This window comes from Clostridium phoceensis (assembly GCF_001244495.1).
Lineage (GTDB): Bacteria > Bacillota > Clostridia > Oscillospirales > Oscillospiraceae > Lawsonibacter > Lawsonibacter asaccharolyticus.
The window spans coordinates 71876-97530 of record NZ_LN866273.1 but is presented as its reverse complement, the minus strand read 5'-3'; the positions used below and the strand labels follow the sequence as shown (position 1 = coordinate 97530).

The 25655-nt window shown below is 56.2% G+C and carries 26 protein-coding genes and 1 pseudogene; 21 read left to right on the top strand and 6 right to left on the bottom strand.

What is annotated here, in order from left to right:
• Nucleotides 1-59: 59 nt before the first annotated feature.
• From BN1969_RS00800 to BN1969_RS00785, 4 genes are all read right to left on the bottom strand, one after another.
• Complete coding sequence (locus BN1969_RS00800) at nt 60-1058, bottom strand: S-layer homology domain-containing protein (RefSeq protein WP_050622557.1); 999 nt, start codon at nt 1056-1058, stop codon at nt 60-62.
• A 780-nt stretch (nt 1059-1838) separates the two neighbouring features.
• Nucleotides 1839-2699 (bottom strand): Cof-type HAD-IIB family hydrolase, encoded by an 861-nt coding sequence (locus BN1969_RS00795; protein ID WP_050622556.1) that lies wholly within the window; start codon nt 2697-2699, stop codon nt 1839-1841.
• A gap of 1 nt (nt 2700) precedes the next feature.
• Nucleotides 2701-3150: a NanQ anomerase/TabA/YiaL family protein gene (locus tag BN1969_RS00790; RefSeq protein ID WP_050622555.1), complete on the bottom strand. Its 450-nt coding sequence runs from the start codon at nt 3148-3150 to the stop codon at nt 2701-2703.
• Nucleotides 3151-3234: 84 nt separating this feature from the next.
• Nucleotides 3235-4125 carry a dihydrodipicolinate synthase family protein gene (locus BN1969_RS00785; protein ID WP_050622554.1) on the bottom strand — a complete coding sequence of 297 codons (891 nt, stop codon included), beginning with the start codon at nt 4123-4125 and terminating at the stop codon, nt 3235-3237.
• Between the two features lie 318 nt (nt 4126-4443).
• Between BN1969_RS00785 and BN1969_RS00780 the strand changes: the two genes are divergently transcribed.
• The 15 genes and pseudogenes from BN1969_RS00780 to BN1969_RS19010 all read left to right on the top strand — a co-directional run.
• Entirely contained in the window at nt 4444-5397 is a 954-nt protein-coding gene (locus BN1969_RS00780) for a sugar kinase (protein WP_050622553.1), read from the top strand.
• A gap of 38 nt (nt 5398-5435) precedes the next feature.
• The gene (locus tag BN1969_RS00775; RefSeq protein WP_050622552.1) at nt 5436-7067 is read left to right on the top strand and encodes an FAD-dependent oxidoreductase; all 1632 of its coding nucleotides are present in this window, start codon (nt 5436-5438) and stop codon (nt 7065-7067) included.
• Nucleotides 7068-7107: 40 nt separating this feature from the next.
• Nucleotides 7108-8052 carry a ferredoxin-like domain-containing protein gene (locus BN1969_RS00770; protein ID WP_050622551.1) on the top strand — a complete coding sequence of 315 codons (945 nt, stop codon included), beginning with the start codon at nt 7108-7110 and terminating at the stop codon, nt 8050-8052.
• A 128-nt stretch (nt 8053-8180) separates the two neighbouring features.
• Nucleotides 8181-9134: an ABC transporter substrate-binding protein gene (locus BN1969_RS00765; protein ID WP_050622550.1), complete on the top strand. Its 954-nt coding sequence runs from the start codon at nt 8181-8183 to the stop codon at nt 9132-9134.
• Nucleotides 9103-10128, top strand: a complete 1026-nt coding sequence (locus tag BN1969_RS00760) for a FecCD family ABC transporter permease (RefSeq protein ID WP_050622549.1) — start codon at nt 9103-9105, stop codon at nt 10126-10128. Before BN1969_RS00765 ends, BN1969_RS00760 begins: the two co-directional genes overlap by 32 nt.
• Entirely contained in the window at nt 10125-10889 is a 765-nt protein-coding gene (locus BN1969_RS00755) for an ABC transporter ATP-binding protein (RefSeq protein ID WP_050622548.1), read from the top strand. The genes BN1969_RS00760 and BN1969_RS00755 overlap by 4 nt, the downstream gene beginning before the upstream one ends.
• An 11-nt stretch (nt 10890-10900) precedes the next feature.
• Nucleotides 10901-11524 carry a precorrin-2 dehydrogenase/sirohydrochlorin ferrochelatase family protein gene (locus BN1969_RS00750; protein ID WP_050622547.1) on the top strand — a complete coding sequence of 208 codons (624 nt, stop codon included), beginning with the start codon at nt 10901-10903 and terminating at the stop codon, nt 11522-11524.
• Complete coding sequence (cobA, locus tag BN1969_RS00745) at nt 11521-12993, top strand: uroporphyrinogen-III C-methyltransferase (RefSeq protein WP_050622546.1); 1473 nt, start codon at nt 11521-11523, stop codon at nt 12991-12993. Before BN1969_RS00750 ends, cobA begins: the two co-directional genes overlap by 4 nt.
• Nucleotides 12994-13205: 212 nt before the next feature.
• Nucleotides 13206-14114: a LysR family transcriptional regulator gene (locus BN1969_RS00740; protein WP_050622545.1), complete on the top strand. Its 909-nt coding sequence runs from the start codon at nt 13206-13208 to the stop codon at nt 14112-14114.
• A 426-nt stretch (nt 14115-14540) separates the two neighbouring features.
• A complete protein-coding gene (locus BN1969_RS00735; protein WP_050622544.1) occupies nt 14541-15011 on the top strand; it encodes a heme-degrading domain-containing protein in 471 nt (156 codons plus the stop codon).
• 18 nt (nt 15012-15029) lie between these two features.
• Entirely contained in the window at nt 15030-15533 is a 504-nt protein-coding gene (locus tag BN1969_RS00730; RefSeq protein WP_050622543.1) for a tripartite tricarboxylate transporter TctB family protein, read from the top strand.
• Nucleotides 15534-15551: 18 nt separating this feature from the next.
• Nucleotides 15552-17033 carry a tripartite tricarboxylate transporter permease gene (locus BN1969_RS00725; RefSeq protein ID WP_147576947.1) on the top strand — a complete coding sequence of 494 codons (1482 nt, stop codon included), beginning with the start codon at nt 15552-15554 and terminating at the stop codon, nt 17031-17033.
• A gap of 40 nt (nt 17034-17073) precedes the next feature.
• Nucleotides 17074-18078 (top strand): Bug family tripartite tricarboxylate transporter substrate binding protein, encoded by a 1005-nt coding sequence (locus tag BN1969_RS00720; RefSeq protein WP_050622541.1) that lies wholly within the window; start codon nt 17074-17076, stop codon nt 18076-18078.
• Between the two features lie 67 nt (nt 18079-18145).
• Nucleotides 18146-19576, top strand: coding sequence for an aldehyde dehydrogenase family protein (locus BN1969_RS00715; RefSeq protein WP_050622540.1), 1431 nt, complete (start codon nt 18146-18148; stop codon nt 19574-19576).
• A gap of 37 nt (nt 19577-19613) precedes the next feature.
• Nucleotides 19614-19859, top strand: a pseudogene (locus BN1969_RS19010) (DNA/RNA helicase domain-containing protein); the annotation flags it as partial.
• Between the two features lie 400 nt (nt 19860-20259).
• Here BN1969_RS19010 and BN1969_RS00705 read toward each other — a convergent pair.
• Nucleotides 20260-20790 carry an ImmA/IrrE family metallo-endopeptidase gene (locus BN1969_RS00705; protein WP_050622538.1) on the bottom strand — a complete coding sequence of 177 codons (531 nt, stop codon included), beginning with the start codon at nt 20788-20790 and terminating at the stop codon, nt 20260-20262.
• A 70-nt stretch (nt 20791-20860) separates the two neighbouring features.
• Nucleotides 20861-21271, bottom strand: coding sequence for a helix-turn-helix domain-containing protein (locus BN1969_RS00700; protein WP_050622537.1), 411 nt, complete (start codon nt 21269-21271; stop codon nt 20861-20863).
• Nucleotides 21272-21635: 364 nt separating this feature from the next.
• Between BN1969_RS00700 and BN1969_RS00695 the strand changes: the two genes are divergently transcribed.
• The 6 genes from BN1969_RS00695 (at nt 21636) to BN1969_RS00670 (ending at nt 25652) form a co-directional block, all read left to right on the top strand.
• Nucleotides 21636-22169 (top strand): ImmA/IrrE family metallo-endopeptidase, encoded by a 534-nt coding sequence (locus BN1969_RS00695; protein ID WP_050622536.1) that lies wholly within the window; start codon nt 21636-21638, stop codon nt 22167-22169.
• 446 nt (nt 22170-22615) lie between these two features.
• Nucleotides 22616-23170, top strand: a complete 555-nt coding sequence (locus BN1969_RS00690) for a hypothetical protein (protein WP_050622535.1) — start codon at nt 22616-22618, stop codon at nt 23168-23170.
• Between the two features lie 591 nt (nt 23171-23761).
• Nucleotides 23762-24358, top strand: a complete 597-nt coding sequence (locus tag BN1969_RS18775; RefSeq protein ID WP_077138657.1) for a type II toxin-antitoxin system PemK/MazF family toxin — start codon at nt 23762-23764, stop codon at nt 24356-24358.
• A 13-nt stretch (nt 24359-24371) separates the two neighbouring features.
• Complete coding sequence (locus tag BN1969_RS00680) at nt 24372-24611, top strand: helix-turn-helix domain-containing protein (protein WP_434320047.1); 240 nt, start codon at nt 24372-24374, stop codon at nt 24609-24611.
• A 143-nt stretch (nt 24612-24754) separates the two neighbouring features.
• Nucleotides 24755-25015: a helix-turn-helix domain-containing protein gene (locus BN1969_RS00675; RefSeq protein ID WP_419185497.1), complete on the top strand. Its 261-nt coding sequence runs from the start codon at nt 24755-24757 to the stop codon at nt 25013-25015.
• A 40-nt stretch (nt 25016-25055) separates the two neighbouring features.
• Nucleotides 25056-25652: a helix-turn-helix domain-containing protein gene (locus tag BN1969_RS00670; RefSeq protein ID WP_050622534.1), complete on the top strand. Its 597-nt coding sequence runs from the start codon at nt 25056-25058 to the stop codon at nt 25650-25652.
• Nucleotides 25653-25655: the final 3 nt, after the last annotated feature.

Below are 25655 nucleotides of genomic sequence, written 5' to 3'. Positions count from 1 at the left end.
TGCCCCCGCCACATGGTTTAACTGCCAAAGGTTTTGCTTTTGTTTGCGCTTCTCGCGGGTTATGCCATATCACGGTACAGGAACGTCACGATCTGGGCGCGGGTGCAGGTGTTATCGGGGCTGAAGGTCGTTGCGGAAGTCCCGGCGGTAACGCCCTGTGTCACAGCCCACTGGACCGCATTGATGTAATACGCATTGCCAGCGACGTCCGTGAACATACTGCCGCCACCCACCGCCGGAGATTTCTCATAGCGGTAGAGGAACGTCACGGCCTGCGCACGGGTGCAGGTCGCGTCAGGGCTGAAGGTTGTGGCGCTGGTGCCGGAGGTGATCCCCTGGGCAACCGCCCACTGTACGGCGTCATAGTAATAGCTGCCGTAGGCCACATCGGCAAACGGGGTGTTCCCGCTAGCCTTGGGAGAGCCCGCGGAGCGCCACAGGAAGGTCACGATCTGAGCGCGAGTGCAGGGGGTGTCAGGGCTGAATGTTGTGGCAGTAGTCCCGGCGGTGATTCCGTTCTTTACAGCCCATGCCACTGCGTCGGCATAGTAAGCGCCGGAAGCCACGTCCGTAAATTCCGGAGCGGGAGTCTGCTCCTGGATCTTCACAAAGCTGGCGTCCACGGTCACCTTGCCGCTGGGCATGATGAAGGTGTACTTGGTGTCGCTCACCTTGGTTACCTCCACCTGGGTCCCATCCCGCTCGGTGATGGTCAGCCGGTCCAGCTCATAGCCGCTGTCGGGCCTGACGGTCAGGGTGACCTTCTCGCCCTTTTCGGCTCTGGAGGGGGAAGCAGTCACTTGGCCATGGGAGATGGAGGACGAGGGGATGCTGACCAGATTGCCGCTGGAGGAGGAATCTCCTCCACCGCCGCCGGGCGTCGGATCAGGGTCAGGTGTGGGGTCGGGATCGGGATCCGGGTTCTCACCGGAACCGTCCTCCACCCACTGGGGTCCATTGTCTGGGTCGTTGACATAGTGCCCTTCAGCAGAAGCGGTGACAACCAGACACAGACACAGGACAGCCGCCAGAAGCAAAGCTGAAATTCTTTTCTTCATCGCACTGTCTCCTTACTTAGTGGTGGAAAAATTTGTGCCGGACTTAAGTGTTTCCACTGCAATTCCTTTTCCGTTACCGCCGACAATACCACTGATGCCACCCTTACCCGGGCCTATGTCATCGGCGAGGGCAACCAGGACTTCTACTTCCTTCTGCGGGACGACATCAATTTTGCGAAGGTGGAAAACAAGCGCGCAGTGGATACCGGTGTGATGGTCAGCGGCGAGGACGTGGTTTACTCTTTGAACCGCGCCAGAGACAAGAACTCTGTGCCCAATAACATCTCCTATAGCTCCCTGGAGATGATCTCCAATGTGGAGATATATGAATGCTGATAAGATAGTTTATAAGCTCATTTTTAAAATATGAGGAAGGCATCGTGTGTTAATCAAACTTGCACAAGGAATTTTACAGTTGCCAGCACTCAAATGCTGCATTGAGAAATACCTGTTGGGCAGATGAGAACGATATAAATAGCAAAATTGAAAGCTGGCGCAAATGGCACCAGTTGAGGAGACAAATCCAGACGTTTCAATATGGTTTGCGGAGAATAGATAGGGAAAAGGGGCGGCAATCTGCCGCCCCTTCAGTCTACCAGGTCATAGATTTTTCACAAAGCATCTATATTATTGCTACCGCTTGTTCCAAGAGGACCACAGATTACTCCTAATTCCGAACACTTTGTCTGGAATTGGCAAAGAAAGATACATGATAAGTGTGCCTTTCTTATCAGACGTTGTGGCGTTACCGAATTTTATAAAAAGCTCAGGAATCGTTCTTCAGCGGCCAGCGATAAATTGAGACAGGAACCAGGCAACTCCATTTTGTGAATTCGGCAGCGTCACATATTGGGCCGCCCGCTGGACGTCCGGCGGCGCATTTCCCATCGCGACAGAGGTGCCTGCCGTATGGAACATCCCCACATCGTTGTAGTAATCTCCGAAGACGCACACCTGTTCCGGGGCAAGGCCCAGATATTGACACAGGAAGCGGACGCCTGACTCCTTGGAAGCCTCTTTTGAGGTGATGGAGATACAGGTTCCCTCGGTGCAATTTGCGTGGAGATCGGGAGATTTTCCCAGCTCCTGAGAGAGATATTGCCGGACAGCCTCATCTGGATTTTCAATAAAAATTTTCACCACGCCTTCCCGGGCAATCCAGTCTGGGCTGTAAGCATCGAAGAAAAGGCATGGCACGGGGGAGATGCCCATCGAAGCGGCCTGGGCATTATAGTGTCGGAAACGGGGCAGGCGGGTGGTGTGCTGGCCCAGATAGGCGTGTTCCGCAGTATAAACTGTGTAGTCAAGGCGCATACGGCTGCATATATCCATCAGATGGAGGGCAGGAGCAGACGGTATGGGGTGAAAATCCAGTTTCCGCTGGCTGTTCCAGTCCAGGATTAACGCGCCGTCATAGGTGATGACCGGACCGGAGATTTTCGCCTGCGCGCAGAATACCCGAAGCATGGCGGGGGATCGGGCGGAGATGAAGGTATAAAGAACTCTGCCGCGAAGCTGATGCAGAGTTTCCAGAAGAGTGGGCGAGAGGGTCTCGTCCGGCAGCAGCGCGGTACCGTCCAGATCCAGCAAAACCAATCGAATCTGCTCCAGAGGGGAGGAAGGAAGCTTTTTGCCTGTCATATCACAACCTCACTTTAAACAGAGCCTTCCGCACGACGGAGGGCTTTCCCTTTGCGAGGGCCGGAGCATGGACATCATCGGGAAACAGAATCAAAAGCTGTCCGTCTGTCAAGGTGATGGGCTGGCTTGGACCGCTGTAAAAAGAGACGTCGCGATCCGGACACGTGTCTGTAACGTGGGTCATCTGTCCCAGAAAGCCGCAGCGGATGATCTCTTCCCCGCGCAGGACCATTTGTATATCCAGAAAGTCCCGATGGGCTTCCAGAACCGCTTCCTCTTCCGGCTTGGTTGTGACATCGGAAATACGGACCCACACGTCCTGCCCGGAAATAGAGTGTTTTCCCGGTTCCAGAGCGTCCAAGTCCGTTGCTTGTATGAACCGCAGGGCCACATCCAGATTTGGGGTAATGCCCTGATAGCGGTCGCAGTCATTTCTGTGGGTGAAGATCATGGGGATTCCTCCTTTTTGGAACTCGATAATTGATCATAAAAAGGCGGCCCACATGCACAGGAATGTGAGCCGCCAACAGGAGGATTAACCGATGATCATCTGAGTCTCCGTCAATGCTTTGCGGATACGTTCCACTTCCGCCTCTCCCAGAGGGAGGAAGGGCCGCTTGGGCAGTCCGATGTCTACGCCCAGCATGGGCAGGACGGCGTGATAGAAGGGGACGGGGATACCGGAACCGGTAACGGACCGAAGCAGATTGGCTTTCAGCTGCAGCTCGCGGGCCTCGGCAAACTTGCCGGCTTTGCAGTCCTCATAGATCTCCTTGATAAAGGCCGGGAAGGCGTTGGACAGACCAGACACACAGCCGTGAGCACCGCCCACCACAGCAGGCAACAGGTGAGTCTGGGAACCGATCAGGAACAGGAAGCCGGTTTTTTTGACCTTCGCCATGAAGTCATAGAACAGAGCAATGTCGGCGGAGGAGTCCTTCACGCCCTCCAGGCCGATGTCGGCCAACTCAGCCAGCAGGTCGCCGTTCACAGTGAAGTTGGAGTACTTGGGGTTGTTGTAGAGGATGACGGGGATCTTGACAGAGGCGATAATGTCGGCGTAATACTGCTTGATTACCTCGGGGGTGTGACGATAGTAGAAGGGGGTTACGGCAGCAATGGCGTCGGCGCCGACGGACTCGGCGTGCTGAGCCAGCTCAATGGTGTCGTTCAGATTGGTGCAGCCGATATGCATGATGACGGGCACACGGCCGGCGGCGGTTTTAATGGTGACTTCCGCCAGAGTCTTCCGCTGCGCCACGCTCATGATGGGGCCGGAACCATAAGAGCCGCCCACGAACAGGCCGTCCACGCGGTCGCTGAGGTAATCGATATAGTTGCGCAGCTTTTCTACATCGACCTCACCCTTGGCATCAAAAGGAGTAATAACTGCGGGATACACACCGGAAAACTTCTTAACATCCATGATTTTGCTCTCCTTTTCTGATAGATGATAGGATTTTGAATGGTTCGGTCCGAATGTTGCTGTCGAGCGGGTACCCGTTTGCTTAACCTGGCTTGATGCTATCATAGAACTTTTTGTTTGTAAACTATCAATCTCTTATCGTTTTAATAACTAAAAATTATGAATTTAACGATCAGGAAAAAAGCGAAGGGTCTGATCCATAACTGGAAATTATCGATGATATAGCGAGGCGGTAGTGGTCAATTTTGATGAAATGTGGTACGATCAAAGCGGGATTCCAGTTGGAAATTAATAAAGAACGGTGGGGAGGAATGTCAAATGGTCGATGTTGTCACGTTGGGAGAGACCATGGTCGTGTTCGACAGCGTCACGCCCGGACCGCTGCGGTATGCGCACCAATATACAAGCCATACAGGGGGAGCAGAGACGAATGTGGCTACAGGCGTGGTTCGGCAGGGGCACACCGCAGGCTGGATCAGCCGGGTTGGAGACGATGAATTCGGGCGCCTGATAGTGAACACCTTCCGCGGAGAAGGTGTGGACACCAGCCGTGTGGCCTTTGATGCCGGACACAGCACCGGGATATTCTTCCGAGAGGCCATGGGGAACGGGGAATACCGGAATACCTATTATCGAAAAAATTCTGCATTCAGCGCATTTACGCCTGATCTGCTGGACGAGTCGTACATCCAGAGCGCCAGGTATTTTATGGTTTCGGGAATTACGCTGGCGGTGAGTCCTGCGGTGGCCGCCACGGCGTGCAGGGCGATAGAGGCCGCCAAAGAGAAGGGGGTCAAAGTCTGTTTCGATCCCAACCTCCGTCTGAAGATGTGGACCATTGACGAGGCGCGTGCGGCGATGGAGAAAATCTGGCCCATGGTGGACATCGTCCTGCCCGGCAGGGAAGAGGGGCAGCTCCTCTTTGGGACGGATCAGCCGGACGAAATTGCGAGAATTTTCCAGGAGCGATACCGGATTCCTTCTGTTATCATTAAGGATGGAGCCAAAGGGGCCATCGGATATGAGGAGGGGCGGAAGGTGGTTTCGCCCGGCTTTCCCGTGAAACGGGTCGTGGACGCCTTTGGAGCCGGAGATGCGTTTTGCGCCGGAATTTTAAGCGGCTATCTGGAGGGACTGCCTCTGGAACAGACGCTGCGGAGAGCCAACGCCATCGGCGCGCTGGTGGTCTCTGCTCCGGGGAATATTGAGGCGATTCCGGATGCGGGACAGGTGGAAGCATTCCTGCGGGGACAGGTGGAGATCGGTCGATAACATCAGCATGGAGGTAAAAAGTAAGGAGGAACCTGATCATGAAAGTATTGATCGTAGGCGGTGTGGCAGCGGGCACAAAGGTTGCGGCCAAGCTGAAGCGGGAGAGACCAGACGCGCAGGTATTGATTCTGAACAAAGGGAAGGACATCTCTTACGCAGGGTGCGGTTTGCCCTATTATGTGGGACATGTGATTGAAGAACGAGGCGCTCTGGTGGTCAATACCCCCGAGGCATTCACTGGACTCACCGGCGCCCAGGTGCGCACCGGTGTGGAAGTTACCGGTCTGGACCGCGCCGGCAAAACAGTTGCAGCCAAAGATCTGATCACGGGAGAAACCTTCACCGAGGGGTATGACAAGCTGGTCCTGGCGGTGGGCGCCCGATCCTTCGTCCCCCAGTGTGAGGGGCTGGGTTTGAAGAATGTATTCTTTCTGCGAACCCCTGATGACGCGGCAGCCATGCGGGAGCAGGTGGATGCAGGAGAAATCAGGCGGGCTGTTGTGGTAGGCGGCGGCTTCATCGGCCTGGAGGCGGCGGAGAACCTGGCTGCCCAGGGCGTGAAGGTGTCCGTAATCGACTTTGCTCCCCATGTGCTGTCTGAGCTGCTGGACCCGGAGTGCTGTACTTATGTGGAGTCCAAAATGGTCGATGCGGGAGTGATGCCCTTTACCGGCGTGGCTTTGGAGGGAATTACTGGAAACGGCAAGGCGGAGAAGGTACTCACCAGCCGCCGTCCCATGAAGGCGGATGCGGTGCTGCTGGCCATGGGCAACCGCCCCAATACGGAGTTTTTGACGGACTCCGGCCTGGAAATGGTCAAGGGCACACTGGTGGTGGATGGAGATATGCGCACCAACGATCCGGATATTTATGCCGTGGGCGACTGCGCCCTGGTGACCAACCGCGTGACTGGAAATCGCCAGTGGTCCGCCATGGGATCCACCGCCAACATCACCGGTCGGCTGGCTGCCCTCAGGATTGCCGGTGAGGTCGGTCCTGCCTACCCCGGCGTGCTGGGCACCGGGGTGGCCAAGCTGCCCGGCGTGAGCATGGGCCGAACCGGCCTCACCGAGACCGCCGCCAGAAGGGCCGGCATTGATGTGGAGACCATTGTGGTGGCAGTGGACGACAAGGCCCACTACTACCCCGGGTCGGAAAAGATGATGATAAAGCTCATTTGCGACAAGGAGAACCACAGACTGCTGGGGATGCAGACTTTGGGGAACGGGGCGGTGGACAAGATGACCGACATCGCCGTTACCGCCATCTCCATGGGGGCAGTTCTGGAGGACCTGCAGAACTGCGATTTCGCCTATGCGCCTCCCTTTTCTACTGCTATCCATCCCTTTGCCGTGGCAGTAAACGCCCTGCTGAACAAGCTGTCCGGCAAACTGGAGTCCTTTACCCCCGCCCAGTATGCCGCGGGTGAGGCGGAAGGCTACACCATGTTGGACGTGTCCATCCAACCCGCCCTTCCGGACGTGCCTTACATTCAGCTCAGCCAGGTGAACGGCCCGCTGGAGGGACACCCCCTGGATGAGAAACTGCTGTTGGTATGTTCAACCGGGAAGCGAACTTATCTGCTGCAGAATCGACTGAAACACTTTGGCTATACCAATACCCGCATTCTGGAGGGCGGCGTGTTGTTCAACACCCAGCTGGGGCAATAAGTGTGACAACTATTTTCAGACAGCAAGGAGAGTAGACAGTATGAAAATCACCGACGCGGAGAAAAAAGCCTTAAAAGGGAGAGGCTACATCATGAACAGGGACGGGGAACACTTTGTGGCCCGTCTGATTACGGTGAACGGGGTGCTCACCAGCAGTCAGTTTATGGCAGCGGCCGAGGCCGCAGAGAAATATGGCAGCGGACAGCTGGCCATGACTTCCCGCCTGACGATCGAAGTGCAAGGGCTGACCTATGAAACCATAGAGCCATTTGACGCGTGTATCAAGGCAGCGGGCCTGTACACCGGCGGTACCGGGTCTCGGGTGCGCCCCATTGTGGCCTGCAAGGGCACCGTGTGTGTCCACGGCCTGATCGACACTCAGGGACTGGCCCGAGAACTTCATGAGAAGTTCTACAAGGGCTGGTACGATGTCAAGCTGCCCCACAAGTTCAAAATCGGCATCGGCGGCTGCCCCAACAACTGCATCAAGCCCTCGCTCAACGATTTCGGCATTATGGGACAGAGAGTGCCCGCCTATGACCCGGATGACTGCAACGGCTGCAAAAAGTGTTCCGTGGTGGATGTATGTCCGGTGAAGGCCGCCCAGCTGGACGAGGATGGCATCATGCAGATCGACCGGACCGTCTGCAACAACTGCGGAAAATGCGTGGATGCCTGCCGGTTTGACTGCGTGACGGAGGAGAAGATGGGCTATCGCATTTTTGTGGGCGGCCTGTGGGGAAAGCGCCAGCGCCTGGGCACCATGGTGGATGAAATCTACACCAAAGAGCAGGTTTTCGAGATGGTGGAGCGGGCGCTGCTCCTCTATCGGGAGCAGGGCAGGACAGGTGAGCGCTTCGGTATGTTCATCGAGCGTATCGGTGTCGACAACTTTATCGGCCAGCTGAAAGCCGGCGACGTGATGGAGCGAAAGCAAGCCATTCTGGACGCGCCTCTCCATCTGGAGGGCGGCGCCAGCTGCTGACCGAGGACGCTTCGGCCGAACTTTCGACCCCGCCGACCGAGGGCTTCCCTCGGCCGGCGGGATATGTTATAGTTATCTTGTATCTTGAAAAATCTGGCGGCTTTTGTGGTCTGCTGTGAGGAGCATCCATGAAAAACATACGATTCCGATTTCTTGCCGCAGTGCTTTTGACGGCTCTCCTGGGGGGCTGCGGCAGTTCTCCGCAGCCGGCGGATGAGGCCGACTCGGCACAGTCTCAGGGGACGGTATCCTTCACGGACGATCTGGGGCGGGAGGTGGTGCTGGAAAAGCCGGAGCGGGTGGCCGCCCTCATCGGCAGCTTTGCCGACGTATGGTGTCTGGCGGGCGGGCGGGACACCCTGGCGGCCTCGGCCCACGACGCCTGGACCTCCTTTGACCTGGGGCTGGATGACGACGTGGCGGACCTGGGGGCGGTGAAGGAACCCAATCTGGAGGTCCTTCTGGCCGCCCGGCCCGACTTTATTTTATCCAGCTGCAACACTACGGCGGACCTGGAGCTGCAAAGTACGTTTGAAAAGGCCGGTATTCCGGCGGCCTACTTCGACATCCAGAGCTTTGACGACTATCTGAACATGCTGAAGATCTGCACCGGCCTCACCGGCTGCCCGGAGAACTATGAGACCTACGGCCTGGAGGTCCAGGAACAGGTGGAGGCGGCCAGGGCGCGCCAGGACGGCTCGGCTCCCACGGTGCTCACCATCCGGGCCACCGGCTCCAGCTGCAAGGTGAAGGGGAGCTCTGATTTCCTCCTGGGGGAGATGCTCTCCGATCTGGGTTGCGTCAATGTGGCGGACAGCAGCGCCTCCCTGCTGGAGGAGCTGAGTCTGGAGGCCATCCTGGCCGCCGACCCGGACTATATCTTTGTGGTTCTCCAGGGCTCGGACGATACCGACGCCCGGGAGACCCTGGAGAAGACCCTCCTGTCCAACCCCGCCTGGGGCAACCTGCGAGCGGTGCGGGAGGGGCGGTTCCACACCCTGGAGCACTCCTTATATAATCTGAAGCCAAATGCGCGCTGGGGGGAAGCCTATGAAAAGCTTGCGGACATCCTCTACCCCTGACCTCCGCCCGGCGGGGCGGGTGCTGTCGGGGCTGCTTCTGCTCACCCTGTTCTCCGCCCTGCTCAGCCTCTGCCTGGGCTCCACCGCCGTACTCTCTCCCACCCTGATCCCGCAGGCCCTTCTGGGGCAGCTGGAGGGCACCCTGGAGGGAGATATTGTGCAGCTGGTCCGGCTGCCCCGCACCTGCGGCTGTCTGCTGGCGGGGGCCGCCCTGGCGGTGTCCGGGGCGGTGATCCAGAGCGTGCTCCATAACCCCCTGGCCGCTCCCAACATCATCGGGGTCAACTCGGGGGCGGGGCTGATGGTGGCGCTGTGCTCCGCCCTGCTGCCCCAGTCAGTGGCCCTCACCCCTCTGGCCGCCTTTCTGGGGGCCCTCCTGGGGGTGCTGCTGGTGCTGTTCATCGCGGAGCGCACCGGAGCCAGCCGCATCACCTTGGTGCTGGCAGGGGTGGCGGTGTCCAATATTTTCAGTGCGGGCATTGACGCGGTGGTCACGTTTTTCCCGGATGCCCTGCTGGGCTACTCCGACTTCCGCATCGGCGGGCTGAACAACTTGTCCATGGACCGAATTGTTCCCGCCTTCTGGGTGGTTCTGGTTTCTCTGATCCTGCTGATTTCCCTCTCCGGCGAGATGGACATTCTCGCCCTGGGCCGGGAGGCGGCCCAGAGCCTGGGGCTGCCGGTAAAGCCCCTGCGCCTGGTCCTGCTGGCTCTGGCGGCCGCCCTGGCGGGGGCCGCCGTCAGCTTCGCCGGTCTGATGGGCTTTGTGGGGCTGCTGGTCCCCCACATCATGCGCCGGGCGGTGGGGGAGGACAGTCTTCCCCTGCTGCTGGCCTGCGCCCTGGGCGGGGCCTCTCTGCTCACGGTGTGCGACCTGCTCTCCCGCCTGCTGTTTGCCCCCTATGTCATCCCCGTGGGCATTGTCCTCTCCCTGGCGGGCGGCCCCTTCTTCATCTGGCTGCTCCTGCGGCAGAGAGGGGGGCGCATTCCATGATTCAGCTGGAACATATCTCCGCGGGCTACGGCGGGCCCCTGGTGGTGCAAGACGTGAGCCTGGACCTGAACCCCGGGGAGGTTCTGGCTCTGCTGGGCCCCAACGGCTGCGGCAAGAGCACCCTGCTGCGGGTGATTGCCGGGCTCCAGCCCCCCGCCGGGGGACAGGTGCTGGTGGACGGTGAGCCCGCCGCTCGCCTCACCCGGCGGCAGCTGGCTCAAAAGGTCACCTATCTGCCCCAGTCCCGCAACGTCCCCAACATCACCGCCTACCGCATGGTGCTCCACGGCCGGTTCCCCTATCTGTCCTACCCCCGGCGGTATCGGCCGGAGGATCACGCCGCCGCCCGGAGGGCGCTGGAGCTGGCCGACGCCTGGGAGCTGGCCCAGCTACCGGTGCAGACCCTCAGCGGCGGCCAGCGGCAGAAGGTGTATCTGGCCATGGCTCTGGCCCAGGACACCCGAACCATCCTCATGGACGAGCCCACCACTTATCTGGACATTCAGCATCAGCTGGACCTGATGCGCTTCTCCCGGACTCTGGCGGGGGAGGGACGGGCGGTGGTGCTGGTCCTCCACGACCTGTCCCTGGCCCTGGGGGGTGCGGACCGGGCCGCGCTGCTGCAGGAGGGGCGGCTGGCCGGAATCGGCAGCCCGGGGGAACTGTTTGAAGACGGCGTGCTGGATCGGGTGTTCGGGGTGTCCGTCCGCCGGATCATGGCGCCGGAGGGGTGGCAGTATTACTGCGTATCGAAAGGATAAGGAGGGGGAACGTGGCTTATTTTCCCTTTTTTGTGGATTTGAAGGATGTCCCCGGGCTGGTGATCGGCGGGGGCCGGGTGGCGCTGGGCAAGGTGGAGCGCCTGCTCCCTTACGGCCCGCGGCTCACCCTGGTGTCCCCAGCCGTTTTGCCGGAGCTGGAGGAGATGCCCGGTCTCACCCTACTGCGCCGCCCCTTTGAGGAGAGGGACCTGGCGGGGGCGGACTTTGTGGTGGCGGCCGCCGGGCCCGAGACGGACCGCCGGGCGGCCGCTCTGTGCCGGGCGCGGCGGATCCCTGTCAATGTGGTGGACGACCGGGAGGAGAGCACCTTTTTCTTCCCGGCCCTGCTGAAGCGGGGAGAGCTGTCTGTGGGGGTGTCCACGGGAGGATGCAGCCCCTCGGCGGCGGTCTATTTCCGGGACCGGTTTGCCGAAGGCCTGCCCGAGGGAGTGGAGGAGATTTTGGCATATTTGGGGGCTGTCCGCCCCTGGGTGCGGGAGCATGTGGAGGGGGCGGCCCGGCGGGAGGCGGTGCTGAAAGCGCTGTGCCGCCGGTGCCTGGAGCTGGGCCGCCCCCTGACGCCGGAGGAGAAGCGCAGTCTGGCGGGCGTGGAGACAGAGGAGGGAGAGGGATGAGCGGGTCAGTCGGGCGGGTCTATCTGGTGGGGGCCGGCTGCGGCCCGGCCGAGTGGATCACCCTGCGGGGATATCGGCTGCTGTGTGAGTGCACCGCGGTGGTCTATGACGACCTGATCGACCTGGAGCTGATGGACGCCATCCCCCGGCAGGCGGCGCGGGTGTACATGGGAAAGCGCATGGGCCGGCACAGCGCCCCCCAGGAGGAGATTTCCCGGACGCTGATTCAGCTGGCCCGGTCGGGCCATCAGGTGGTTCGGCTGAAGGGGGGAGACCCCTTTGTGTTCGGCCGGGGCGGGGAGGAGGCGCTGGCTCTCCGGCAGGCGGGCATTCCCTTTGAGGTGGTGCCCGGGGTATCCTCCGCCATTGCCATCCCGGGCCAGGCGGGCATTCCCGTCACCCACCGGGGACTGAGCCGTAGCTTCCATGTGATCACCGCCCACACCGGGGACGGCTCCTCCGAACAGCTGGACCGGCTGGCCGGGGCGAAGGGGACGACGGTTATCCTGATGGGACTGTCCCAGCTCCCCGCTCTGGTGCGGCGGCTGACGGCGGCGGGGCGCTCGCCGGATACCCCGGCCGCCGTGGTCTCGGGGGGCTGCGCCCCCCATNATAAAAGGGACGGGCGGGGGCCCGCCGGGGGGGGGGGTGTTTGCCCCCCCGCCGTGATCGTGGTGGGAGAGACTGCGGCCCTGGACCTGACCTCGCCTGTGACCAGACCGCTGGAGGGGGTCCGGGCTGCCCTCACCGGAACGCCGGCCATGCAGGAGCGTCTGCGGCCCCTGCTGACGCAGCTGGGGGCGCGCCCCTTCTCCCTGATGACCACCCGCACGGTGGAGCTGCCGGTCTCCTTCCCCTGGGAGCAGCTGCGCCTCCGCCCGGGGTGGATTGTGCTCACCAGCCAGAACGGGGTGGAGGCATTTTTTCAGGCTCTGGATCGCGCCGGAGTGGACCTGCGGTCCCTGGCCGCCTGCCGGTTTGCCGTCATCGGCTCCGCCACCGGGGCGGCCCTGCGCCGACACGGCATCTCCGCCGACCTGTGTCCGGCGGTCCATACCACCCGGGGACTGGCGGACGCCCTGCTGGAGCGGCTCTCCCCCGGGGAGTCGGTACGGCTGTTCCGCTCCCGGCTGGGCTCCCGGGAGCTGGAGCGGGCGCTGTCCCAGCGCTTTCCCACAGAGGATATTCCCCTGTACGATCTCCGGCCCGCCCCGGTGGACCGGGGCGGGCTCCAGGACCGGCTGGAAGAGACGGACTGCCTGTTTCTCTCCAGCGCCAGCGGGGTGGACTTTCTGCTCGACAGCGGGGTGACGATTCCCCGCGGACTCACCTGTGTATGCATCGGCCCGGTCACAGCCCGCGCCCTGGCGGCCCGCAGCACCGCCCGCTGCCTGCTGGCCTCGGACATCTCGGCCCGGGGGATGGTCCGGGCGCTGCTGGACCGGAAAGAAGAAAACGGCGGCCGTTGAGGCGGTGGGGGTACAGGGCATGGGAGGACTCACTCTTGTATCTCTTAAGTTATTGTGGTAAAGTATAAGGGTAAGCCGCCGTGCCTATGAGAGAGTCTGATGGCTGGATCCCTTTTCCGCATCGCAGGGGAGTAACAGGCAGGCGTCGGCCGAAAAAAGGTCCAAAGCCGGACTTGGCTGGCAGACTGGGTGGACAGGAGAAGGGTGGACGTATGCTGAACACAAGGCATCTGAAAGTTTTCAATGCCGTCTGTAAGGACATGAATATGACCAAGGCGTCCAACGAGCTGTATATTTCACAGCCGGCCATCAGCAAGACAATTTCAGAGATTGAGGAGTACTATGGGCGTACCCTGTTTGAGCGGCGCAACAAGACCTTGCTGCTGACGCCGGATGGAAAGCGCCTGTATGAGTATTCCTCTCAGGTGCTGAACCTGATGGAAAAAATGGACCAGAGCATGGCCGAGGCGAATCAGAAGGATATCGTCCGGGCGGGGGCCAGCATAACGGTGGGGACCTCGATTCTGGCGGAAATTACACGGGCGTATCGGGAAAAATGTCCTCAGACCCAGATCGTCGCGACGGTGGACAATACAGATGTGATTGAGCGGGCGCTGCTGGACAGTAAGCTGGACCTGGCGATGGTGGAGGGAGACATATACAGCCGGGCCATTCAGACAGAACCCCTAGGAGACACGGAGATTGTCCTGGTGGTAAACCGGGACCACCCTCTGTATGGGAGGGAAAACGTCACGGTGGAAGATTTGAAAGACATGGATTTCATTGTCCGGGAGGAGGGGAGCAAAACCCGCGCCCGCTTCTCCATGGAGATGTCGAAAACGGATGTCAGATGGTATGCCGCCTGGTCCTGCCACAATACACAGGCTATTAAAAATGCGGTGGACGCCGGACTTGGAATCGGAGTTCTGTCCAAGTTGTCTGTCCGAAGAAGGCTGCAGACGGGACGATTTTGGGCCATTACTCCTTTTGACACGCCGCTGACACTGCATCTGCACATCGCTTACCGAAAGAAAACCTATTTCACCAAGGCGCTGGATGAGTTTAAGGAGTTCATGCTCCAGCGGTTTCGGCTGATCGAGATGGACGGATATACCAATTAGCGGCAGGAGTGATGGGCTGTTTGTAAAGACTCTGCGGAATCTGGTAAAAAAGTTCGGAGGTGCTTCAGTACCCCCGAACTTTTTTGATGGAGGAAAGAAGACGCCTGGTGTGCAAAGATGAGAAAATGCCGGTTAACTTGGGGTGAGAGATCTACAGAACCGGAGGATAGTGCAAGAATTTATAAATCCATAACGTCTTGTTATGGATTTGATTCGATTTTAATATTTTTCATTTATACGTTTCTATGCTAAAATTTGTACAACATGAATGGTTTGTGGCCGAGAATATCTCGAGAAATCGTCAAAAAATCAAATTCGGAGCGCTGTTTCTGTGTAAATTGCCCTGGGCTTCAAGAGGAGCGGCCGATTCTCTTCAGTCAGGCGCGCAAAGGGAAAACTAGGATCAGACAAAAGGAGGCGACTGAAGTGGATACCAAGGAACTACTGGAACAGACCATTCAAGAAGAACACCAGCTTCGATTTCCGAAGTTTGACGCGGAGGATGCGTGGCGGCTGGGCAATCTCCTGGTGGAATTGGCCAGGCAGGAGCAATGGAATCTGGCGATTTCGATAGAAAGCAATGAGAAACAACTTTTCTACTACGCCTTTCAGGACACGCACCTCAACCATCAGCGGGCGGTGCGAAGAAAATGCAACGTGGCGCATGTGTTTCGGTGCAGCTCTCTGCGCGTATTCTGTGAGTTGGAACTGAGTCACACGACCATTGCGGACAGGGGCAGGGACTTTCAGGAATTTCTCCCGCTGGGAGGCGCGTTTCCCATCTATGTGCTTGGAGTCGGACAGGTCGGAACGGTGTGCGTTTCCGGTCTGGATCATCGAGACGACCACAGGGCAGTGATTCGGACAGTCCGCGCGTTTCTGGCGGAACAGGGATAGGGAGGAGACGGCGGTATTATGGTAGGGAATTTGATTTTGATTGCGGCGACCGTGCTGGTCTCCGGAATCGTCCTGGCACAGACTTCCACATTTTCGGATTACAGCAGCATCTCAGCGGTGGGGCCTGAGGCTGTCCCCAATGTGCTGGCTGTTCTGATGCTGGCGATTGCCGCCATTCTGGCGGTACAGGAGGTGCAGAAAATCCTGCGCGGCCGGTATGAGAACCCCACTTACGTACAGGCGGAGCTGCAGAAAACGAAAGAGACCTGGGCAATGATCCTGTCCAACAAGATGGGAATTCTTCGGGTGGCGGGCAACCTGATTATGATTGTGCTCTTTGCTCTGCTGCTGCGGACGGTGGGCTTTGAAATCTGTGCGTTTGTCTTTTTGGCGGGCGGAATGCTTCTGAACGGCGTCCGGAAAGTGTGGCAGATCATTCTGCTCCCGATCTGCACCATCGCCATCATTTACGGGGTCTTTGTTGTGGCTCTGAGAATCAACATCCCCATGCTGTTTTTATAAGAGAGGAGGGACCATGCTTTGACAGTTGGAAGTGTAATGGAGCTGCTCTCAGTGCAGACGATACTGTTCACGGTGTTTGGAACCTTTGCCGGGATTATTGTGGGGGCCATCCCTGGCCTGACGGCCACTATGGCTGTGGCAGTTCTGACCTCACTTACTTTCGGCATGAACGATATTGACGCCATCGCCATGATGCTGGGGGTATTTGTGGGAGGTGTTTACGGGGGTTCCATTGCCGCTATTTTGATGAAGGTGCCCGGTACCTCCAGCGCGGTGATGACTTCTCTGGACGGCTATCCCATGGCCCAACGGGGAGAGGCAGGGAAGGCGATCGGTATCTCTACGGTGTCCTCCTTCATTGGTGGGATGTTCAGCTGCATCGTACTGGTTTTGGGCTGCTCCCTCATCGCCACTGTGGCCGCCCAGTTTGGGTATCCAGAGTATTTTGTCCTTTCTATTTTCGGATTAGTTGTCATTGCAGACGCCTCCTCGGAGTCTCTGCTGAAAGGGCTTTTGTCCACCATCATCGGCGTCCTGATCACCACCATCGGAATGGATAGTCTGACCGGCCTGAATCGATTTGCCTTCGGAAGCCGGGAACTGATGGCCGGTATCGACCAGGTCCCGGTGTTGATCGGCCTGTTCGGCGTGTCGGAGATTATCAAGCAGTTGTTTACCATGGATAAAGGGAAGAAGGATTACCAGAAGATTGGAAAGATTTTCCCTGGCTGGAAGTTGATCTGGAAGTTGAAGGGAACCCTGTTCCGATCCACGGTCATCGGGACCGGCGTGGGAATCATGCCGGGAGCGGGCGGACCTATCGCCGCCTTTGTAGCCTATAACTCCGAAAAGACCAACTCCGACCACCCGGAGAAATTTGGTACCGGTATTCCCGAGGGCATTGCCGCCCCTGAGTGTGCCAACAATGCCACTGTGGGAGGTGCCCTGATCCCCATGCTCTCGCTGGGTGTTCCCGGAGACGGCGTGACCGCCATTATGATGAGCACCTTTGCGATTCACGGACTACGGCTGGGCCCCATGATCTTTGTGGAACAGGGCCCCATTGTGACAGGAGTTTACATCTATTCCATCATCGCAAATATCTGCATGCTGTTTATGGGGCTGTTTCTGGCCCGGTTTTTCGCCAAGCTGCTGAAGCTGGACAAGAGAATGCTGCTGCCCCTGATTCTGATTACCTGTGTTGTAGGTTCCTACGCCTCCAGCAACAAGACATTCTTTATCCTGGTCATGGTGGTGTTCGGTGTGCTGGGCTTTCTGCTGGAGTCGGTGGGCGTGTCGTCCTCTCCACTGATCCTGGGTATGGTGCTGGGTGACCTGCTGGAAACCAACCTGCGCCAGTCTCTGATCCTCTCACAGGGAAGCTACGAGATTTTCTTCAATCGTCCCATTTGTATCTTCTTCTGGGTTTTGACGGTCTTTATGGTTGCCTATCCCAAGGTCAAGCGGCTGATCCAGAAAGAGAGGGCAAAAGCGGAGTAAAACAGGAGAGATCATATTTTTATTAAAGGAGGATCTACTTATGAAGCGGAAACTGTTGGCATGGACACTGGCGCTGGCTATGGTCGGAGGGCTTGCGGCCTGCAGCCGCGGCACGGACGCGCCCGGCGGCTCAAGCAACGAGGGAGAGGGGACCTCGTATCCCACAGACAACATCACCATGATCATTCCTCAGGGGCTGGGCGGCGGCAGCGACCTGATCGCCCGGAGCATTGGGATGGAGATGGAGAAGACTCTGGGCGTGAGCATGATCTATGAGAATTTGGACGGCGGGTCCACCTCTATCGGGATGGAGCAACTGGCCGACAGTGAGCCAGACGGGTACACCATCGGCATGGCAATGACCAACTTGGCCACCCTGACGACACTGGGCTACTCTGATCTGACCTGCGATGATTTCGAGCCCATCGGCGCTGTGGTCTATGACGCGGCCACAATCCTGATCCGCACCGATGATGAGCGCTTTTCCAATGTGGAAGAGCTGATCGCCTATGCCAAGGACCATCCCGGCGAGCTGAACTGGGGCACCGGCGGCGCGGGCGGCATGTGGCATCTGGCCATCCTGGCCCTGTGCAACGAGGCGGGAATTGAGGTCAACATCGTGCCCAACTCCGGCGGCGGCACCGGCGTGGGGCTGGCCCTGGCCAATGGCGACATCGACGTGGCCGTGTTCAGCCCTGTGGACTGCATGTCCCAGATCGATGCAGGCCAGATTTTCCCCATCATGTCCATGACGGAGGAGCGCATGGCCGCATTTCCCGACACCCCGACCGCCCAGGAACTGGGCTATGATTTGGTGATTCTGTCCACCCGCGGGTTCGTGGCGCCCAAAGGCACACCCCAGGAAGTGCTGGATGTGCTGGAAGAAGCGGTCAAGACTGCGGCGGAGAGCGAGTCCTATCGGGAGTTCATCGACAACATGGCCTCCAACTGGTTCTATCTGGATGCGGACGAGTATTATGAGCACATGAAGGAAGAGGAAGAAATTTATATTCCGCTGCTGGAACAGGCCGGACTGGCCCAATAAAACAGGCTGAGCCGGGGACACCGGAGTCGGTGTCCCCGGCTGTATGGAACGGGAAAGGAGCATCCGAATGGAATTTTATCAGTATTTCGGCGGGCAGCTGGTTAAGGGAGAGGGGACCACGCGCCCCGTTTACGCGCCGGGTACGGGAGAAAAAATTGTCTCTCTGCCCGGAGCCAGCAGGGAACAGACTCTGGCTGCGCTGGCCAGCGCGCAGAAGGCCTTCCCCCTCTGGTCCAGAATGTCTCTCAATGAGCGGGGAATCTGGATCAACAAGCTGAAAAGTGTTCTGCTGGAACACCAGGAGGAGCTGGTGGAATTGCTCAGCCTGGAGACGGGAAAGTCCTATGCCGGAGCCAGCCGTGGGTTCCAGGTTCTGTGCGACGCGCTCAGCTTTTACTATGAGGAGGCGCGCCGAGTCTATGGCCGGGTCACACCCGACTACAACACGGATTACAGGACCTATCACCTGACGCAGTATCAGCCTCTGGGTGCGGTCATCAGCCATCTGGCCTGGAACATGCCCCTGCTGAATCTGGGAGCAAAGCTGGGACCTGCCCTGGCCTCCGGCTGTACCTGTGTGATTAAGCCTGCCTCTCTTACGCCGCTGTCTGCGCTTCGGATTGGCCAACTCGCCCACGAGATCGGATTCCCTGCCGGTGTGGTCAACATTGTCAGCGGTACAGTGGACGAGGTGGGGACCACGCTCAATGAAAGTCCCATCCCCAAAATGATCACCCTGATTGGCTCCACTCAAACCGGCCTGCAGGTGGTGGCAGCTTCCAGCAAGAGTATCAAGTCCCACTCCCTGGAGCTGGGCGGAAACGCTCCGGCTGTGGTCATGTCGGACGCCGACCTGCCTGCTGCCGCCCGCTTCCTGGCCGGGCTGAAAATGAATAACTGCGGACAGCTGTGCACCAGTGTAAACCGGGCCATTGTCCACGAGTCAGTGGCCGAGGAATTCTGCGCCATGGTGGCGGAGCAATTTAAGGCCTGCCGGCTGGGATGGGGTCGGGAGGAGTGCGACATGGGTCCCCTGATCTCGGAGGGAGAACGCGCCCGCGTGATGGGGCTGATCGACCGGGCTGTCCAGGCAGGGGCTCATCTGGTCTGCGGCGGACAGATTCCCGAGGGAAAGCCGGGCTACTATCTGACTCCCGCTCTGTTGACCGGCTGCACCAACGACATGGAGATCTGCCGGACAGAAATCTTTGGGCCGGTTCTGCCCGTCATCACCTTCCGAACCCTGGATGAGGCGATCGAATTGGCCAATGACACGGAGTACGGACTCTCCTCCTATGCGTATACCACCAATTTGTCCTCCGCGTTCCGCCTTTATCAGGAGCTGGAGACCGGCGAGGTATTTATCAATGTGTGGGGCGGCGGTTCGCCGCTGCCTTATCCCCACAGCGGTATGAAAAAAAGCGGAATCGGCGCAGATTTTTCCACCGATTCCCTTCTGGAGTATTACCGCATCAAACGCGTGTGCATGACGCCGTAAAGCAGGTGTTGGCGAAAGACACAGCAGGGTAAAGTCGGGCGTTTCCGAGGAGGACCTGCTGCGGTATGTGCTCAACACCTACGCAACGTTTCTGACCCGGGGAATTTACGGCACATATGTATACGTCTGCGATCAGGCCCTGCGGGACTATCTGCGGCGGTACATTCCCGCCTTTGAATCGGGAGAGGAGCCGGAGAGCGGCCGGAGCCGAAGGAGGGAGCCGCTCCTGAGTCGGCGGAACCCAAAACGAAAGGGCATCCTTACGGATGCCCTTTCGTTTTGACAAAGCATGACAAGATAGATAGTTCAAAATTTCAATCGGCTGTCTTGGAGTTCACCCAACGGCCCTTCTGGGCCGCGGCGCTTTTGCGCCGTACGAGCGTTTTGCCGCAGGCAAAACCTCGGCGAAGGGCGAATTTATTTCGCCCGGGCAATGGCAAGACCCCCGGGAATCAAAAAAGATGCACCCTTCAAAGCCTTGTGGCGCAACGATTTGTCGTTTCATACAGGAATTCTTTGACAGCAAATCTGACAGTACGGAAAGAAATGAAATACATATATCGCTTGCATCTGCAACATAATCAATATGAACCTTAATAGTTATAAGCAACAGGACGGCCTTAAGAAGGACCGGGCCTGTTGCTTATCTTTAATAAGATTAGACTAAGGGAGAGGCTCTGACCTTATATTGTTATATTCTTTAGAAAATCCGAGTGGGGAACATATGGGAGGTCAAGTCGAAGCCCCATACGGTTGAGTTCATTTAACTTGATGAGCACCAAATTAACATTTGTTCCCATTATTGAGGAAAGCTGAACCACATCATATCCGTGACCTGCAAGCTCAAGCAATTCCTCACTGTCGATACGCAAGTGGGCTGCAAAGGCATTGGCCTCATACTCCATCTCGCTCCGCATATCAAACAGGGTGAATTCCTGGAGCCCCATTCTGCTCTTGGCTTTCTCCCTATGAAAAATATCATGACCGATCTCATGCCCACAGACCATTTGAACTGTAATGTGATCCATGTTGGAGTTCAGCAGAATATGTCTCTCCTTATGCTGGTAACTATACATTCCCAGCAACTCCTTAAAAGTATCAATTTGGTGTATATAAATGCCGATCTTACCGGCGATTCGCAGGGTATCCCGCGTTCCACAGCGCCTTACAAGTTCATTCGCTTTATGATAGATCGTTTCTGCCTTTTGCAGCATAGACGTTCCACCCCCAAAAGCACAAAGGTTTCCTTGCATCACAAATCATATATGGGTCACTGTCCCATAATCAGGATTTTTTAAATTTTTTTCGTGTATATTTTTGCACGTTCCTTGCTTTTGACTCCCAATAAATGTCCTGTAACGCTTTCATCACAGCATCTTTATCTTCTTCGGACAAAGTGCCGCCAGCACACAGGCCGGAAAATCCATCAACCACAGCTTGGGCCTGTGATGCTCCGTGAGCGCCATATCGTTCAGCGGCATTGACCACAAATTCTTCATCTTCTGTCAAGAGGTAGTTTGTTTCAACATTGAGGGCATTTGCAAGGGCTGTGTAGGTTTCTCTTTTCCGGGGGTAACTTTCCCCTTTTTCATAGCTGACGATAGTACGGAGCGCAACATGAGTTATTTCCGCAAGCTGCTTCTGCGTATAGCCTATATTGAGTCTTGCGGTTCGTACTTTTTCAGCAAACTTCATTATACTACCTCCAACTGATGTGCAACTAATTACACATTCCATATTGACATATGCAGTTAATTTGCCTATAATATGGAATATGAACTTGACCTGCACATATAGTACAACGAGTTGCACATCGTGTCAAGATTATCATTTCTTTTTGTCGAAATTCGTTTTTATGAAAATAGGGGTACAAATGATGAGTTATTTATCCCGAAGTGACATTGAAAAAATAGCAACCCAGGTTTTCAATGACTACAAGCATTTACCTTAGTTTGTAGACCGGCAAGTTGATCGTGTTGACCCTGAAATCCTCGCATGTGAGCTTTGCGGCCTCCACATTGACTATTTCCATCTATCAAAAGACGGGCTGACCCTCGGAATGACCGCATTTAAGGAGGTCGGCGTTGAACTCTACGATGATAGTGGACAGCCCTGCTTCTACTACCTTGATGGAAGAACTCTCCTAATAGAAACTGACTTAAAGAAGAATCCAGCTCTGTGCGGAAGATATCACTTTACTTTGGCGCACGAAACAGCCCACCAGATTTTAGCCAGCTTATATTCAACTAATAGATTGCTTCAAAATCGTGTTGTCTATTATCAGGGGCGTAGTCCGCAATTTCCAATCCGCGATTGGGATGAGTGGCAAGCTGATAATTTAGCGTCTGCTCTCCTGCTCCCCTCTGAGATCGTACTTGGGGCGCTCCAAAAATTTAACTTAGAGTGCGGTATTGATATATTGAATAAAATATACCGGCCAAAGGAATATGAACTATTCTGCAAAATGACACAGTTCCTTGGTGTTTCCAAACAGGCTATGTCCATCAGACTGAAAAGGCTTGGCCTGCTGAAAAAGGATTATTTGCAGAACCCCTATGCGCTGGCCGATATTGAAATGGAGGATGATAACTGATGGCCCAACCTATCAATGTTGCCGTGAGGTGCCCTAAATGTAATTGGCGCGTGATGGACAAGATATCACCTACTACAGGAAAAATTGAGATCAAGTGCCCCCGATGTCATAGGGTCGTGGAGGTCGATTTGGCCCTGCGCCGGAAGATATTATACCGGAAGGCAGGGTAGTTTCGGATATTAAACACGAAGCGGGAAGTGACAACAGAATAAGGTCTAAGTGTACCGAGCAACGGGTCATCGTACCGTAAGGTAGATAGTCACCAAATGGCCGGACATTAGGAATGTGAGGGGACGTACCCCTCTATTTCCTAATGCCCGGCCATTTTTTTGTTGCCGCTCCAGAAATGGAGTAGGGAATGGATCTGTTTGCTTGGCAGGCGGCGCTCTGCCGCTATCCGTGATCTCCTTGAATTTTTGACTTTCAAAAATTCAAGGAGATCACAAATGAAAACTACATATTTAGTTTATAAACAGGTGAATGGTGTCCGTCGGCTCGTCGTGGCAACACCGGCAGAATGGGATGCTATTTTGAAAGAAAACTGGGGATTGCCCGCCGAGCGGCGTCGGTACTTCATAAAAGACTGCTTTGCGGATGGGGATGAATTGGATTGTATGTATATCGAAATGACCGCAGTCGAATACCAGGAGTGGAACAGCAAAAACACAGTTGCCCAGCGGAAGCGCAAAGCTGGTTCAATCTACTCAGTTTTATCCTTGGACGCCGGTGTGCCAGAAGCCGGACTTGAATCGCTACACGAAAGCGTCCCCTCGGCCTTTGATCTCGAAGGGCTTGCTGCTGACCACCTTCTGATTGAAGAACTGAAGACAGCCCTGCGTAAATGGAAGCTCTGGGCAGAGGACTTGCTGGAACTCTATTTGTCTGGTGCGAAACGCTCCTGCACAAACGCTCTGTGCGAGAGGTACAAACTTAGTGATCGGGCTGTTCAAAAGAGGAAAGCGGCCTTTGAAAAATTTGTCTTAGATTTTTTAAAAAAATAAGTTCGGTTTGAGGCGTTGAAAGTTGTAGTAGGGGGTTGAGAGGGCCGCAGGCCCCTCAATGCTCCTTGATAACCGAATACCCATTCGTCAAGTACATCAGTTCCGATGTGTGAAAGCATGAGCTACCACAACAGGGTACGCCACGAGGCCCGGACTGCTGGAAATCATGACCTGTTGAAAATAAGGTCTGCGAAAATATCCAGTTTTTCCGGGATGAGCGAGAACTCCCTTTGTAAGTGCCGGGTTGCCCCCGGCATGGCAATGACAGTCGGAATCACAATGGTACTCCCGCCCAGCCACAGTCTCAAACAATGGGGGCGGCTCTGTCAGAACGACAGTTGGGGTGAAACTCCCGTGAGGTGGTGAGCAGGCCACCGCTTGACGACTTCCCAGGCTTCGGCCTGCGCACGGGGTGTCGAGGACAAATAGTGTGCATTACATATCTGACCGCCAACACGAGGACGGCCAATCGCCAGCTATGATAATAGGGGACTCTGGATGGATTGGCGGTCAGATGTGTTTTGCACACTACCTGGGAAGTAATTGGGTATTTGGCTGCAAGGGCAAATCACATAAAGGTGAGGTGTCCTTATGAATATAGAACTGCCAGATGAAGTGCTGCGCGGCCAGATGTACTATGCTGATTTAGATCCGGTGATCGGCTCTGAACAGGGCGGCAACCGCCCCGTCCTTGTGATCCAGAACAACATAGGGAATCGCCACAGCCCGACCATCATCATTGCCCCTATCACGACCAGGGTGAAGAAACTCCATCAGCCGACCCATATCGGTGTCCCTCCATACTTTGGCCTGCCCCAAAACTCTATGGTTATGCTGGAGCAGATCAGAACGATTGATAAGGGCAGGCTTGGCAGCTATGTAGGTTGCTTAGATGATGATGTGATGGACTATGTTGACGTGGCCCTTGGCATCAGCGTCGGCCTGCATAATCTTGCCGAGAAGGAACAGAAGCCGTATGCTGATGAGCCGCGTGATGAGATGCGTGGCGAAATGGTGCTGACTCTTTGTGGCACCTGCCTTAGACAGTTCATCTGTTCACCCGAACATATTGTGAGGCGGATTAACCACGCACAAGCTAAAGAACCTTGTATGTACTGCCACGTCCGGGACGGCTACGATTACCGTATCATTCACAAGAAAAAACACCTGGGCGATGACAGGTATTGAGGAGGCACGAGGTATGACTGATGAATTGATGGAGCAGCGCATGGCAGAACTCAACGCCCGCAACACAGAAAAAGCGCCTGCTTTTGACAGCGAAAAAAGGGCCTACTCCGTGGACGATATTATGGCTATGTTGGATATTAGCCGCTCATCTGCGTACATTCTAATCAAAAAAAACCTCTTTCGGAGCTTTAAGATTGGAAAACAACTCCGAATCTCTAAAGCAAGTTTTGACGAGTGGTTGGACAAGGGTTGATTGTCAACAGTACGATTTTAAGTTGGTCTGAACAATCGCACATTTGAGATAAAAATGTCTCCCCGGTACAATGCAGTCAAGGCAAGTGCCTTGGCTGCATTGGCAGGCTCATCAAGTCGGCATAGGGAGGTATTTAACGGAATATGAACGATAAAATTATGGAACAGCGTATACTGGAACACAATGCTCGAAACGCAGAAATGGTTCCAGTACATATCAAAGAAAAACGAGCCTACTCCGTGGGTGACATTATGGCTATGTTGGATATTAGCCGTTCGTCCGCATACATCCTAATTAAAAAGGACTTCTTTCGAGGTCATAAGATTGGAAATCAGATTCGCATCTCGAAGGTTAGTTTTGATGAGTGGCTGGATGGTGTATCTCCCACTCCACGCGATATTTGACTTCAGCTATTACAAAATCTACATAGGAGGAATATCTGTTATGGGAAAAACCAGCATCTCTGTCCCCGAAATGCAGAGGCTGCTCGGTATGAAAAAGGTCGAGGCATATTGGCTCGTAAAACAGGGACGCTTCAAGGTTACTCTTGTCGGCGGCAAAATGCGGATCATGCTGGACAGCTTTGAGGAATGGTACGGCAGTCAATTCCGCTACAAAAAGGTCAACGGGCCGGAACCAGGACAACTACTCCCTGCGTCTCTGACCGTCCCGGAGACGGCTGGCATCCTCGGGCTGAACCCTGGCTCCATCTATGAGCTGATAAAGAACCATGCACCCTTTGAGACGTTCAAGGTCGATGGGCAAACTCGCATTCTAAAGGAAAACTTTGAGACGTGGTATCAAGGACAGTCCCATTATAAGAAACGAGAGGACGCGGCACCGCAAGAGCTGTTGGACGCAACCCTTTCGGTGAGCGATGTGGCAAAACTGCTGGGCATACACCGAAACAGCGTTTATAACATGGTGAACAAGCGAGATTTGTTTGTCACAGTGAAAGTGAATGACAAGATCCGCATTTATAAGGACAGCTTTGAAGCGTGGTATAAGTCCCAAAATCGCCATACCATAGTTGCCAGCTGAAAG

Coding starts and splice junctions, on each gene's coding strand:
- BN1969_RS00800 (WP_050622557.1), bottom strand. CDS start 1,058: ATGAAGAAAAGAATTTCAGCTTTGCTTCTGGCGGCTGTCCTGTGTCTG.
- BN1969_RS00795 (WP_050622556.1), bottom strand. CDS start 2,699: ATGACAGGCAAAAAGCTTCCTTCCTCCCCTCTGGAGCAGATTCGATTG.
- BN1969_RS00790 (WP_050622555.1), bottom strand. CDS start 3,150: ATGATCTTCACCCACAGAAATGACTGCGACCGCTATCAGGGCATTACC.
- BN1969_RS00785 (WP_050622554.1), bottom strand. CDS start 4,125: ATGGATGTTAAGAAGTTTTCCGGTGTGTATCCCGCAGTTATTACTCCT.
- BN1969_RS00780 (WP_050622553.1), top strand. CDS start 4,444: ATGGTCGATGTTGTCACGTTGGGAGAGACCATGGTCGTGTTCGACAGC.
- BN1969_RS00775 (WP_050622552.1), top strand. CDS start 5,436: ATGAAAGTATTGATCGTAGGCGGTGTGGCAGCGGGCACAAAGGTTGCG.
- BN1969_RS00770 (WP_050622551.1), top strand. CDS start 7,108: ATGAAAATCACCGACGCGGAGAAAAAAGCCTTAAAAGGGAGAGGCTAC.
- BN1969_RS00765 (WP_050622550.1), top strand. CDS start 8,181: ATGAAAAACATACGATTCCGATTTCTTGCCGCAGTGCTTTTGACGGCT.
- BN1969_RS00760 (WP_050622549.1), top strand. CDS start 9,103: ATGAAAAGCTTGCGGACATCCTCTACCCCTGACCTCCGCCCGGCGGGG.
- BN1969_RS00755 (WP_050622548.1), top strand. CDS start 10,125: ATGATTCAGCTGGAACATATCTCCGCGGGCTACGGCGGGCCCCTGGTG.
- BN1969_RS00740 (WP_050622545.1), top strand. CDS start 13,206: ATGCTGAACACAAGGCATCTGAAAGTTTTCAATGCCGTCTGTAAGGAC.
- BN1969_RS00730 (WP_050622543.1), top strand. CDS start 15,030: ATGGTAGGGAATTTGATTTTGATTGCGGCGACCGTGCTGGTCTCCGGA.
- BN1969_RS00720 (WP_050622541.1), top strand. CDS start 17,074: ATGAAGCGGAAACTGTTGGCATGGACACTGGCGCTGGCTATGGTCGGA.
- BN1969_RS00715 (WP_050622540.1), top strand. CDS start 18,146: ATGGAATTTTATCAGTATTTCGGCGGGCAGCTGGTTAAGGGAGAGGGG.
- BN1969_RS00705 (WP_050622538.1), bottom strand. CDS start 20,790: ATGCTGCAAAAGGCAGAAACGATCTATCATAAAGCGAATGAACTTGTA.
- BN1969_RS00700 (WP_050622537.1), bottom strand. CDS start 21,271: ATGAAGTTTGCTGAAAAAGTACGAACCGCAAGACTCAATATAGGCTAT.
- BN1969_RS00695 (WP_050622536.1), top strand. CDS start 21,636: ATGACCGCATTTAAGGAGGTCGGCGTTGAACTCTACGATGATAGTGGA.
- BN1969_RS00690 (WP_050622535.1), top strand. CDS start 22,616: ATGAAAACTACATATTTAGTTTATAAACAGGTGAATGGTGTCCGTCGG.
- BN1969_RS18775 (WP_077138657.1), top strand. CDS start 23,762: ATGAATATAGAACTGCCAGATGAAGTGCTGCGCGGCCAGATGTACTAT.
- BN1969_RS00680 (WP_434320047.1), top strand. CDS start 24,372: ATGACTGATGAATTGATGGAGCAGCGCATGGCAGAACTCAACGCCCGC.
- BN1969_RS00675 (WP_419185497.1), top strand. CDS start 24,755: ATGAACGATAAAATTATGGAACAGCGTATACTGGAACACAATGCTCGA.
- BN1969_RS00670 (WP_050622534.1), top strand. CDS start 25,056: ATGGGAAAAACCAGCATCTCTGTCCCCGAAATGCAGAGGCTGCTCGGT.